9 protein-coding genes and 2 pseudogenes are annotated in these 12476 nt (G+C 39.1%); 4 read left to right on the top strand and 7 right to left on the bottom strand.

The window, feature by feature from the left end; translation table 11 throughout:
• Window positions 1-345: 345 nt before the first annotated feature.
• Window positions 346-1287 carry a histone deacetylase family protein gene (locus CLV95_RS18005; RefSeq protein WP_016561399.1) on the bottom strand — a complete coding sequence of 314 codons (942 nt, stop codon included), beginning with the start codon at window positions 1285-1287 and terminating at the stop codon, window positions 346-348.
• Between the two features lie 418 nt (window positions 1288-1705).
• On the opposite strand from CLV95_RS18005, the gene CLV95_RS18000 reads away from it, so the two are divergent.
• Window positions 1706-2881, top strand: a complete 1176-nt coding sequence (locus CLV95_RS18000; RefSeq protein ID WP_002735416.1) for a putative glycoside hydrolase — start codon at window positions 1706-1708, stop codon at window positions 2879-2881.
• On the opposite strand, the gene CLV95_RS17995 is transcribed toward CLV95_RS18000, so the two are convergent.
• Together CLV95_RS17995 and CLV95_RS17990 are read right to left on the bottom strand one after the other, a co-directional pair.
• On the bottom strand, window positions 2876-3676 hold the full coding sequence (locus CLV95_RS17995; RefSeq protein ID WP_107695044.1) for an enoyl-CoA hydratase/isomerase family protein: 801 nt from the start codon (window positions 3674-3676) through the stop codon (window positions 2876-2878). The genes CLV95_RS18000 and CLV95_RS17995 overlap by 6 nt on opposite strands.
• Window positions 3676-4203, bottom strand: a complete 528-nt coding sequence (locus CLV95_RS17990; RefSeq protein ID WP_002727820.1) for a hypothetical protein — start codon at window positions 4201-4203, stop codon at window positions 3676-3678. Before CLV95_RS17990 ends, CLV95_RS17995 begins: the two co-directional genes overlap by 1 nt.
• Before the next feature lie 524 nt (window positions 4204-4727).
• On the opposite strand from CLV95_RS17990, the gene CLV95_RS17985 reads away from it, so the two are divergent.
• Window positions 4728-6014 (top strand): DUF1577 domain-containing protein, encoded by a 1287-nt coding sequence (locus CLV95_RS17985; protein ID WP_002727801.1) that lies wholly within the window; start codon window positions 4728-4730, stop codon window positions 6012-6014.
• A gap of 101 nt (window positions 6015-6115) precedes the next feature.
• On the opposite strand, the gene CLV95_RS17980 is transcribed toward CLV95_RS17985, so the two are convergent.
• From CLV95_RS17980 to CLV95_RS17970, 3 genes are all read right to left on the bottom strand, one after another.
• Window positions 6116-7327, bottom strand: coding sequence for a tetratricopeptide repeat protein (locus CLV95_RS17980; RefSeq protein WP_002727829.1), 1212 nt, complete (start codon window positions 7325-7327; stop codon window positions 6116-6118).
• 289 nt (window positions 7328-7616) lie between these two features.
• Complete coding sequence (gene mtnC, locus CLV95_RS17975; protein WP_002727805.1) at window positions 7617-8312, bottom strand: acireductone synthase; 696 nt, start codon at window positions 8310-8312, stop codon at window positions 7617-7619.
• A complete protein-coding gene (locus CLV95_RS17970; protein WP_002735378.1) occupies window positions 8313-9701 on the bottom strand; it encodes an MFS transporter in 1389 nt (462 codons plus the stop codon).
• A 261-nt stretch (window positions 9702-9962) separates the two neighbouring features.
• On the opposite strand from CLV95_RS17970, the gene CLV95_RS17965 reads away from it, so the two are divergent.
• Window positions 9963-10910, top strand: coding sequence for an alpha/beta hydrolase (locus CLV95_RS17965; protein WP_002731523.1), 948 nt, complete (start codon window positions 9963-9965; stop codon window positions 10908-10910).
• Between the two features lie 379 nt (window positions 10911-11289).
• A pseudogene (locus CLV95_RS19570) lies at window positions 11290-12252 on the top strand (Rpn family recombination-promoting nuclease/putative transposase).
• Between the two features lie 110 nt (window positions 12253-12362).
• Here the strand turns inward: CLV95_RS19570 and CLV95_RS17945 are convergent.
• Window positions 12363-12476: pseudogene (locus tag CLV95_RS17945) on the bottom strand (IS481 family transposase); the annotation flags it as partial.

Below are 12476 nucleotides of genomic sequence, written 5' to 3'. Positions count from 1 at the left end.
AAAACTGATATTTTTCAAGTGTTCCGACAAGAATGAGGCTTTTTACTTGCAAGAAGTATGATTTTGTGGTAAAGAAAACCTCCCGAGTCTTCCCAACCGCCTCTCCCCTCCACCCAAAATCAGGGTGGGGCGTAAGTTTCACAGAGGATTTGTAGTAATTCCGACAGATTTATCTTCAGATCCAAGTATTTGTGGGTAAGGTTATGGCTCCCTACGGGTCGCTCGATAAGAAAAAGCAGCACTTTAGTTTGAAAAACTCAGCAGAAACGCTTTTTACGAAAGTGTTTCAATTATAAAGTTTACGAGCGATTCGTCCAAATTTTCTTGTATCGAATTCGTGTTCTTTTAAGAAAAAAAATTGAAAACTGCTACATGAGCTTCTACGGATTCCGATAAGGCCGTTAAATTGTAGCCGCCTTCTAAAAAGGATAATACTTTACCTTCGCAGATTTTATCAGCACTTTCTAAAACGATTTTAGTTAAGTCTTCAAACCCCTTGGTTGTGATATCCATTTCACCCAGAGGATCTTCCTTATGTGCGTCAAAACCCGCGGATATTAATACGATATCCGGTTCGAAATGTTCCATCGTAGGAATTACGACTTCTTTGAATTTTTGAATGTAAGCTTGGTTGTCGGAGTTCGCTTGCATTGGAATGTTTTTTGTAGTTCCAATACCTTTGTTTTTTCCGGTCTCACTGGAAAGGCCTGTCATAGGATAAAATGGAAATTGATGAATCGATAGATAGAAAACATTTGGATCTTGGTAAAAAATTTCTTGGGTTCCATTTCCATGATGGACATCCCAGTCGATAATAAAGATTTTCTTGAACCCATTCTTTTGTAAATATCGGGCGGTAATGGCAACGTTATTTAACATACAAAAACCCATGATTCGATTGTGTTCCGCATGATGGCCCGGAGGCCTAAGAAGTGAAAAACCGTTCTTGATTGTTCCTGAAATTAACGCGTCTGCTAGGGTTATTCCGGAATTTGCGGCGGAATAAGCGGCAATCCACGATTTTTCCGTGAAAGGGGTATCAGAATCAAAGTAGCCTCTTTTCCCTTTCGAACGTTCAATTTTTTGAAGATGAGCACTAGAGTGAATTTCATTGAAGAATTCACTGGGGACCTTCTTCATTTCAGGAAAAAATAGGGAATTAAAATAACTGGTTTGATGTAATTTATTAAGACATGCAAGTAATCTATCGGAGCTTTCATAGTGTGGAATTTTTGGATCTGCGTTGTGATAAAGAAAATCTTTTGAGTAGATGAAACCTGTTTTCATTTTCACTTCTCTTTTTGAACGTTATTTAAGGGACTGTCCAGAAATTTACGACTTCTTGTAATAAATCTTGGATTTTCGATTACAAAAAGTCCAAAAGCCGTAAAGCTTTGTTCCTATCAAATGTCTATATGCTTTTTCAGATAAACTTAGGTTGAACTAAGAGTTTGTCCCTAAACCGTCCAATGTACGGGAGTTGAACAATAATAAAGTCTATTCAAAAGTTCAAAAACCGCAAAAGCGATGTAACTGTGGAAACTGCTTTGTTTTACCGTAGTATAAAGATAATTTAATTCCGGATTTAAATTTGAAACTGTTTTTTAGTTGAATATAATAAACTCCGACATTATTTAAGAACGGAGTCTATTTTACTAACTTACAACTTTGCCGCAAGGCTACAAGGCTTCGTATTTTTTATCCTGTGAATAAAACTATCATATTCATTCTTGTTTTTTTCCTCTGGGCCTTTTCTTTGTTTCCTGATTTTGATTTTCCCTTTCCGGTAAGAAATGCTCAGAAGAGTTCGGAAACGACTTCTTCCAGGTCTCGAAGTGTAAGAACTGAGTTTTCTGGAATTCGAAAAAAAAATGAAAGTGATAAGCCGGCGATAAAAATAAAAGCGGAAGCGCCTACAGTTCAGTTGAAAACGCAAATTTTCAAACCTGAGCAGAGTATGGACACAAAGATGGAAGTCGTAACAACTCAAGATAAGGAAAGTTCTTCGAGGAGTTCCGAACTACAAACGATTTCTAACATAAAAGTTCCGGAATTTTCAAGAGGGATTTATATTTCGCAAAAAACCCTAAAGAAAACGAAAGAATTTTATGATCTCAGGAAAAAAGGGAAACAGTACGGAATTAATTTTCTTGTAATCGATATTCAGCCCTCAACTCCCTCGAAGGAAACCGTGGAAGCTTTGATAGCTGAAGGTTTCTATCCTGTTGCCAGAGTCGTGAATTTTGACGGAGGACTTCCGACCGAAAAGCCGTCGAATCAAAGGGTCGCTTCGATACACAAGTCGATTAGGTCCGCCTGTAAGTCTGGTTTTCCGGAAATTCAATTGGATTACATTCGTTATGCGGATAACCTTCAATTAAAACTAACTTACGAAATGAGGTATAAAAATATTGCCGCAATTATCAAGGATATCAGAAAGGAAACTCTCAAATGTGAAAACCTTCCGTACCTTGGGGCCGATATTTTTGGTCGAATTCCATTCAACGAAAACGATATGATCGGACAAAAAGTGGAAGTATTTGCCCAGGTTGTGGACGTTCTGTATCCAATGCTTTATCCGTCGCATTTTTACGGCATGCCGGCAAGAATCAAAAATCCCTATCAAACTGTGTATGACGGAACCATTCTTACCATTAAAAAATCTCTGAAAACAACAAGAGTCATTCCGTACATTCAAGGATTTAATATGTCCGTAGGAAAGTCGGGACTCTCGCTCTCGGATTATATCAAAGCGCAAATAAAGGCCAGCTACGATAGCGGAGGGAACGGGTTTGTGATCTGGAATGCCTGGAACGACTACGAGTTGACCTTCCAAGCGTTAAAGGATTACGATAAGGAAACAAAAGAAAACCGATTATAATCCTTTGAAGATCGGTTTTCTTTTTTGTTCGATTGCTTTGATCGTTTCTTTGAAATCGGCCGAGATAAAATTTCTTGCTTGAGATTCTGCTTCTTTTCTAAGGGCGGTTTCTAATTTTTCCCTGTCGTAAGTGTTCTTCTTTAATTCGCTGAGAGCTAAAGGTGCACTTTCGGACGATGCGATTGCGATTTCAGTCGCTCTTCCCAAGACTTCCTTTTGTGGAACCGAGTCATTGCAAAGACCAAGGCGAAATGCCTCTTCTCCATTGAAGGTTTCCGCTAAAAATAAAAGCCGGTTTGCGACATGAGTCCCAAATAATTCCTTCACGGTATAACTGGAGCCCATACCCGGATGGATTCCAAGTTTAACGAAGTTAAATTGATATTTAGCCTCATTGGCAAAAACTCGGATATCGCATGCGAATGTAAGTGAAAGCCCGGCTCCGATTGCGTGGCCGTTTGCGGCACAGATTACCGGAATGTCCAAACGTCTTACGGATAAGAAAAGGTTATAAAATTCGAACATCGCTTTTTTGTTCGTTTCATAGTCTTTATTTGAAAACGACTTCAATAGTTCGAAATTACCGCCTGCGGAAAAAATGTCGTTTTTTCCGGTTAAAATGACGACCCTCGGTTTGTTCTTTTCGGTTGTTTCTATCAACCCATCGATGATTTTTTTGAATTCCAAACCCATTTCCCTGGTCATAGAATTTCTGGTTTCAGGATTGTTGAGGCTTAACTTTAAGATCTTGTTTCCGGAACCTAGATCGATTGTGTCTTGGTCAATGAATTCCATTAAACTGCTTTTTTCTCCAACTCGAAACTTTCATACCAGATTCGGTCGGATACGGTCAACGGTTTTTCTCCGATTCCCATCTGGGTGTAATATTCGAGAAGGATTTCCAGATGAACTGCTTCCTGGTCTTCTAACGTCCAGAAGGTAGAATCAATGGATTTTGAAATAAGCGCTTGTCCTCTGACGGAATCTTGAAAATATTCCGGCTTGCCTGAAAAAATCAAGTGGGCGGAAATGAGATCGAATCGTATCGTTTCCAGTATTTTTTTGAATTCGATTTCCGACTTTTCGAAATATCTGGATGCAATTTCGGTTTGAAAATAATCTCCCCAGGTTAGGATATCCGGTTCCACCCCGGTTCTTTCTTTGATTTGCGCGATTTTGTCTTCTTCAATAAAAGGAGTGGTTGCAAATCTATCTACAAGTTCCTTCAGAGCGATCAAATCCAGGATTTTTCCGGTTGATAGCTTCCCTTGTTTCATCATATCGAACAATTCTGGGTTGAGTTCCGACTTTTTTATATCCATACATTCTTTTTCGGGTCATTCTCAAAGCTTCCTGTGGATTTTTTCTAAATCTATCTCAAAAACTCTTTCCATAGTTTGTCTTAAAAATCCATATCTTTGTTTAGAATGCCGATTGTCCTAAGATATTTTTGAAATAGTTCCTGGGATTGATCGGAACCATTTCTAGATAAAACCAAGATATCCGAGAATTGTAAGGCCGATATTCGGAATTGATACTCGGGCAAATGAAAAGAATACTAGGATGAGTTTGTTTCAAAAGTAGAATAACGTGAGTTCGGTTCGATAATGTCCTAATACTTCCTCAAATAAAGTGTGGGAACTCTTACATTTTATTACGAACTTACCAAATGATTGTAGCGGATTTCTTTTCAGGTTTTGGAGTACGTTCTAAAGAAAATTTATGTCTCTCATTACCAAATTCATGAGCAGATTTAAGAAACGGGGTCTCAATCTTTGCAACTGAATTTCAACCCTTGGAAAACCGATATTCAAGATGGAAGGCTTCCCTTTAACAAAATAAACATATGGCAGTCGGAAGATCGGACAGTTTACAGGAACTCATCACAATTCTGGAGACGATGTTTGGAGAAACGATCATCGGAACCGACATCAATCTCGTAAAACATCTATTCTATTATCTCAAAGCGGACGAAGTGGAATTCCCGTTCGACTATGACGGGCAAAGATTCTTCGCCATTGTGGAAAACATAGAAGAGACGACCGTAAATCTAAGAATTCCAGGCGCAACGCAAGGATTGACTTTAAGGGCGAAAATCAGTTTTGAAATCATGAATATTCTCTATCAATTCGAAGTTGTAATTCTCGAATTTTTGGAGGGGACGATCGTTCAAGTTCGGATTCCGTCGGAGCTCCAAGCCGCTTCTTTTAGAAAAAACGTCCGGGTCGCGGTCGACGATCTGTTTATGAATTACGTGATCCTTTTCAGGTCGCTTTCCGGCGGCGGAAGGGAGATCGGCAGAAATATTCAAGTCGAACAGAAATTTAACAATCTCATGCGCGAAATCAAAAAAGATAATCCCGATCTAAGATTAGTTAATATTATAATTTCAGAATATATTTCGAACGTTTCGAAGGGATACGAGGTCGTATTTTTTTCGCAGAACCGGGAAGAAACCTTTTTAGATTCCTTTATTCGCAGGAATGATCGGCCTCTATTTATCCCCGATACGTCTTTGATCATCAATTATATCCGCGAAAACGAGGATTCAGAATCGATTGTCGGAAACTATCGTGAAGAATATATCCGAATGGTTCTTGAAAACGGACAGGACTATGCGGATCAATTTTTCAGGGAGTTGCAAAAGAAAGAAATCCGGGAGTTCGTGATCTCTTACCTCGTGCTGCCGATCCGGTTGTTCAACGACGTCGTGGGTTATGTTCGTGTATATACTTCGGCTATGGATCGTTACTCGATTACTCCTTCTCAAGTGGGTTATTTGATTGAACTTACAGAAATTTTCAGTTATTCGATGACCAAAATTTTCATTCGAGAAGACAACTATAGGCACACGAAGGCCGGAACTCGTGTGGTGGATATCAGTATAAACGGACTTTTGTTTGAGATAGAAGAGAAAAGAATCTTTCATTATTTAAAAAAACATAATATTATAAAGATGTTTGTCCCCATTTCGGAAAAGATGTTGATTTTGAGAGGAGAAGTTGTTCGATATATAGTCGTCGAAGATGGTAAATATCATCTCGGAGTGAACTTTTTCGACTCCAACCCGGATGATATGTTGATTCTTCAAAAATATATCTTTACGAGAACGAGACGTGTCCTTTCCGAGTAAACGTGTGTAATTTTCGTCTTGTCCTTCGAAATTTTAATGAAAAACCGACTCCTTGCCAAGGTGTATAAAAAATGATACTATACGTTTATCTAAAACGATTTTTAATTTATGGATTTCAAAATGTACGGATCTCCCGGAATGGAAGCAGGTTTGAAAGTTTTATATTTTTCTAAAGAATCCGCGAACTTATTCTTCAGAATTCCGACCTCTTCTGATTCCCCCAAACCGCTTTGACCCGTTTCAGAAGTCAATTCACCGATCTTATCCAGATAAAGTTTACACGCTAAAAGATATGTTCTATAGTCGGAGGGATTGAGTTTATTTGCATCCTGAACAAGTTTTTCGGAAATTTCAAAATATGCGTCCGATCTTTTTCGATTTGTGGAAGCCCGGGTCGGAGTTTTGTCGGATTTGGATTTTTCCTTATAGAGATAATAGTAGGTTAAAGCGGAATGAATAAGAAGTTCCGGATCTGATCCGGTTCGTTTGAATGCTTCCTGAATAACCTCCATCGATTTGGAAAGAATGGACTGATTCTTAAAACCTTCCGTTTCGTATTTATGATTGAGGTAGTCTATGTATTCCGTATAAAATTCGAGTTCTTCCTGCGGGTTCTCAAATCGTTTACGATTTTTCCAGGCCATCGAAAATTCAGATCCGGCCGATATATAAGCTTCTCCCGTTTTTTTATAGAGAAGTCCTAAGCGGAAATGGCCCATCGGCGAGGAAGGGTCCAAGCTGATTGTATGTTTGTAGGCGCGGATCGATTCCGCGATTTCGTTTCTGGAAAAATGGTAGTCTCCTTTTTTTCTTTCGACGATCGCCGGTTCTATTTTTTCCGAAACCAAAGGAGCCGCTACCATGAGATTTTTATCCTTTACGAGTCCGAGATTTCCGATTCCCCTCGCTCTTTTACCGATAAAAGACGTTTGAAAAATGGACTTGATCTCGATTTGTGCAACGATGTTTCCGTTTTTGTAATTTTTATGATCAAAATCTTTTTCAATAAGATATAAAGTTTGTCCGACCCTAAGTCCGGGATCGAAATTGATTTTGATCGTAACCAAGTCGGCTCTTGTATCGACTCCGATGTCGAGGTATTTGTTTTTTCCTTCTTCTTCGATCGGTTTCACTTTATCATAAAGTACAGTCTCACCCACAAGAATCATCTTTTCTTTTTCGGATTTGCCCGGTTCTCGGAAGGCGTAGACGAATTCTCTTGAGTCCACTTTCCCGAAGGATGAGGTAAAAAGAAGGATTGAAAAAAAGATTCGAAAGGGTCTCACCTTATAAGAATCGGTTGATTTTCCCATCTTGCTTCGAAAAAAGATGAGTGTTGAAATGTTTTGGAACCGGTTCAAAAATGCTTTTTTAGAAATTATTTTAAAAACACCTTAGAATAATTGGAATAGGCATTTTAAACAAAGATAAAGTATTATTGAAATAGCTTTTAGTGTTCCGAAACGGTGTTCGAGAAAGAGAAAATTTTAATACTTAAGTTTAAAAATGGATCACAAACCTCGTGCTTCAGTAGTCACTCGTCACTACCTTCCTCTTCGAAAATTGGAGTTCTTTGAGTACTTTCGTATTTTTAAACAGACTCTAAGGATTGAAATCTTCGAAAGAAGAAATTTTAGGGTGGGAATGTTTCGGTTGTGGAGCATTTCCGGGGCGTTCTAATAAGGTTGTTTTGAATTCGGCATTTCTTGCGGCGTCGGCCTCTTCCTTGATATCGGTGAAGAATAAGATTTTTTCCGGTGCGATTCCCAGTTGCTCCGCGATCCTTGAATAACTCGCAGATTCCCTTTTCCCTCCCACTCCCGTATCGAAGTAAGCGGAAAAATATTCGGTCAAATCTCCAAAATCCGAATATTTAAAAATTAATTTCTGAGCCTCAATACTTCCGGAGGAATATACGGCCGATTTCTTTTTGGCGGATTGAATTCTTTTTAAAAAAGAAGGGACATCCGCGAATAAGGAGCTTTTCAGTTCTCCATTTTCGTAACCGTGTTTCCAAATTCTTCCCTGAATTTCTTTCAGAGGTCCGCTCTTGCGATCCACGGAAACGAGATATTTGCAATAATCGCTCAAATTCTGAGGAGAATCCGTTAGTTGTCTCGAATACGTGGAATCACGTTTTCCTTCTTCGAGTAATTTTTCGATCCATTTTCTCTCAAGAGAGTTCGATCGAAAAAAAGTTTCGAACTTCCCGACAGAATATGGAAAGAGAATTTTATGAACGAATTCGATAGGAGTTGTGGTCCCCTCGATGTCGAATAGATAGATTTCGAAATCCAATTAGATCGCTCCTTTGATTTTTTCGGCTTCGGAAGTCAGATAATCATGCACGTTTTTTTCGTCCTTTTCAAAATTTTTCAATACAATCAACCAGAATAAGGCACAAGGAATCCAAAAAAGAACAGAGATAGAAAGCCCTAAAGAACGGTCCCCCGGAGTCAGACCCAAAATCACCGCGCTCATCGCCGGTCCGAGTCCTTTTCCTAGGTCGTCGGTGAGATTATAGAGAGCGAACATGCTGCTCCTGTTTTTTGGAATATTCACGTTCATTAATATAGCTCTCACGTTCGGTCCGGTGACGGATATGATAAAACCGGCGGCGATGTTGGTTACGATAAAAAGTCCTGAATTTGCGATATCTTCCGCCTTTAAAAGATAAATACAAGGTAGAACTCCAATCAATATGCTGGACATACAAAAAATAGGAAGATATCGTTTGTTATAGTTGTAGATTTTTTGGCCGATGACCCCTCCTAAAAATGTTCCGGCAAACACTCCTATCGCCGCATAAGTGAGAAGCATCGTAGCTGTCGTTTTATCTAGATGATAGGAAGTCTCGTAATAATCCACTAAGAATACGAAAAAAACCCCCCAAGGAACGCAACCCGGAATTCCCTGAAGAAAGATTCCTATATTCGTTTTGTTTCTAAAAAGGAGTCTAACGTCACTCCAGAGAAGATGAAAACTTTCTTCCGGAAATTTCTCCGCGATTCCTTGCCATTCCGATTCTCCTCCACCTCGGATCGGTTCCTTACAGAAGATCCAATAAATGACCGCAAAAAAGAAAGAAGGAATGGAAAGGTAGATAAAACTCATTCTCCAGCCATTGATCGGATCGGCGTTTCCTAAAACTCCTCCGAAAAGTTGGCCAACCCCGAGACCGATTCCCATCGAAAGAGAAACATAAGCGGCGGCTGTGGATCTGGATTTGTCCGAAAAATAATCTCCGAGTACCGTGAAAAGAAGCGGAAATATTCCTCCAAGACCGAATCCGGTAAGAGTTCTGTAGATTACAAATTCAGAATAGCTGGTCGCAAATCCGGAAAGAAAGCAGGGAATTTCACCTAAGAATACGGAAAAGATGATAAGGGTTTTTCGCGAATATTTCTGAGATAAATAGCCCATGCTTACGGAAACGGCTCCGCCTAAGATGAAGAATAGAATCGGGATAATCCCTCCGATATACCAATCTACATCTTTCTGGTTATTGAGACCGAAAGAAGCTCCGATGTTTTTTAAGTTAGGCGCGATTAGATTCTGATCCGCAAAAAGGAAGAAGGCCATTCCCATAATCATCCAGAACGCTAAAATTGAGTTCCATCCATGATTCGCCAATTCTTCCAATCCAAAAAAGCGAAGAGGACTTTTCTCTAAGGGTCTTTCTTTCATATTTTCTCCGGTTTTCTATGAAGTTTGATTTAGGAAGCGCATCCCAACAATGAAAAAAGTGAAGTAAAACTCAAGGAAACTTTAAATTTGATTTTGAGATGTCTTGTTGCGAACTGCGCAATGGGACATGTACGATTTATGAATCCGTTTAAAAAAAATGATGTCATGATGAAAAAAAACCATTTTTGATCAGTTCTATAATATTTAGTTGACCCGTATCGTTTTAATGATTCTTTTCTCCCAAATAAATCGGTATTAAAAATGACCTTTCATCACAAAGAATTTTACATCTTATCTGGTTCCGATAAATCAAAATTGTACTGCCAATCTTGGACGAAGCCAAACTCCAATCGATTGGTAATCTTTCACCACGGTTTTGGAGAACATAGCGGGCGTTATGCAAACTTGCTCCGTTATTTTGCAGGAAGCGATATCAATTTCTATTCTTTCGATATGAGAGGTCACGGTAATTCAGAGGGAAAAAGAGGACATGCGGATTCTTTCGATTTATATGTGAGAGATCTGGCGAATTTCGTTTCCGAGGTTTTCAAAAGAGAGGGGAAGGAGCGTTTTTTTCTTTTAGGACATTCGCTTGGAGCAGCTGTTGCGCTTCGATATTCTCAGGAGGGAATTAATCAGGATAATATTCTGGGTCTGATTTTAGGTTCTCCTGCGCTTTCGGTAAAAATGGATTTTAAAAAGAGGCTTAAAATTTTTTCGGCCAGTTTGTTAAGTAAAGTTTCTCCTTCCTTCATCGTGGACGCGGAATTGGATTTTCAATATCTTTCCCATGATCCGGATGCGATCGAGGCCTACAAACAGGATCCTCTCGTCCATGGAAAGATTTCCCTCAAGATGGGAAGTGAGCTTTTGGAAATCGGGCCTAAACTGATTAAAAAAGCGAATGTGCTTCGATGCCCGGTTTTGATTCTTCACGGCCAAGAAGACGGGCTTGTGGATGTGAACGGTTCTACGGAACTTTATAAAAATCTAATTTATAGAAATAAAAGAATCAAAATTTATCCCGGACTTTATCACGAATTGATGAACGAATTTCCGGAACACAGAGATGTGGTGCTAAACGATATCCAGACGTTTTTAGAAGCCATTCAGAGAGAAAAGGTGGAGGATTCTTCCTTAAAGATGAAAAAGGAAATTCCGACTTCACCGAAAAAGAGAAACGAGAAAAATGCGGTTTCGAATCTTTAACGTTCTTGAATTTTTTGTTTGTTCCTGGAAAGGTTTTTAGATGTGAATTTTCGGTATTCATTTTCGATTTTTGAATATTTTTTGCGGTAAATTCAGGCTGTGATCTTTCCTTATTTCAAAGGTGAATCTGTCTCCGCTTTTATTGCAGTTTCAAATGGATTTTTTTTGAAAGTTTTACGGATGCCGTGCGCTTTAGTTTCAGTGTGGTCCCACTCTTTGCCTGCAAAGACTGAATTCGCCCAAACTTTCTTACAGTTTGTCCCAATGCCCCAGTTTACTTTGTTGGAAAGATCAAGTTGTAAGATTCTTATATCGAATTCACATTCATTGGATTCCTGAATGGAATTGACCGAGCAAAACAATAACCCCAAGATAACGGATGAGCGAAGTGAACAATCCTCACGATCGACTGATCCGAGAAACCTTTCAGGACAAAAAAGAGGCGGCTACTTTTTTTAAAAACACGTTACCGCCGGAAGTGGTCGAACTACTCGACTTGGAAAACTTAGAATTGACCGAATCGAGTTTTGTATCCGAGGAACTAAAACAAGAACAAACGGATCTGTTGTTTCAAATCCCACTTAAGTCCGGAAACAAGTCGAATGTCTATTTACTTTTCGAACACAAAAGTTATTTAGAAAACACCGTCTATATTCAATTATTAGGATATTTAACGGAAATCTATCGAAACCAACAAAGAAACGGAGAGCCACTTTCCGTAGTCATTCCGTTCGTGTTCTATCACGGAGACAAGGAATGGAAATTGGGAGATCGATTTTCGGATCAGTTCGTATTAACAAAACAAGAAACGGACGTGTTTCAGGATTTCATTCCCGATTTTAAAATAGACTGATTCGATTTGAAAGAGGTGGAATTGAAAAAGAAGTTGGAAAGTATCACGTTTCAAGTCACTCTGGGAGTGGTTCAAAAAATCCGGGAAGGGGATTTGGAATTCGTTTCTCACCTGCCGGGGTTATTTTCCCTATTACTTGGAATCGAGGAAGAATCGAAAAGGGTTGCAATCCTGCGGAAACTGTTGTTGTATATTTATTGGGCCCGTGATTTAAAACCTACGGAACTCAAAAGAGTTTTGGCAATATCAAAATTGGAACAATACGAGGAACTAACGATGACTACAGCGGAGAGACTCATTTCAGAAGGGATTGAGAAAGGAGTACAGCAAGGGATTGAAAGAGGCATCGAGAAAGGCATTAAACAAGGTGTTGAGAAAGGTAAATTGGAAGATGCCGGTGAAATGCTAAAGAAAGGGATTGATCTAAAGACCGTTTTAGAAATTACAGGATTCTCCGAAAAAACCCTGAAAGAAAATGGAATTCTCTAACGTGACATTGTCACCAGGTGTTGCCAACGATTTTGTGTAAATGACGTTTCTCAAAACGAATCGAAATTCAAATATAATAGCCAAGATAAGATCTAACACTCCGTTCCTGTCTATAACGAAAATTGTAAGTTGTCGAGATACTTATTCTTAGCTAATTCCTTCGCGTCAAGAAAAGTCTGGATCGGAGTTTTGCCAAAACAATACTTGCCTTGGTGTGTTCGTTC

Source organism: Leptospira borgpetersenii serovar Javanica (assembly GCF_003046425.1).
Lineage (GTDB): Bacteria > Spirochaetota > Leptospiria > Leptospirales > Leptospiraceae > Leptospira > Leptospira borgpetersenii.
Note: the sequence above shows the minus strand (reverse complement) of the source record. Positions and strands in the feature narration are given on the sequence as shown.

Coding starts and splice junctions, on each gene's coding strand:
- CLV95_RS18005 (WP_016561399.1), bottom strand. CDS start 1,287: ATGAAAACAGGTTTCATCTACTCAAAAGATTTTCTTTATCACAACGCA.
- CLV95_RS17995 (WP_107695044.1), bottom strand. CDS start 3,676: ATGGAATTCATTGACCAAGACACAATCGATCTAGGTTCCGGAAACAAG.
- CLV95_RS17990 (WP_002727820.1), bottom strand. CDS start 4,203: ATGGATATAAAAAAGTCGGAACTCAACCCAGAATTGTTCGATATGATG.
- CLV95_RS17985 (WP_002727801.1), top strand. CDS start 4,728: ATGGCAGTCGGAAGATCGGACAGTTTACAGGAACTCATCACAATTCTG.
- CLV95_RS17980 (WP_002727829.1), bottom strand. CDS start 7,327: ATGGGAAAATCAACCGATTCTTATAAGGTGAGACCCTTTCGAATCTTT.
- CLV95_RS17970 (WP_002735378.1), bottom strand. CDS start 9,701: ATGAAAGAAAGACCCTTAGAGAAAAGTCCTCTTCGCTTTTTTGGATTG.
- CLV95_RS17965 (WP_002731523.1), top strand. CDS start 9,963: ATGACCTTTCATCACAAAGAATTTTACATCTTATCTGGTTCCGATAAA.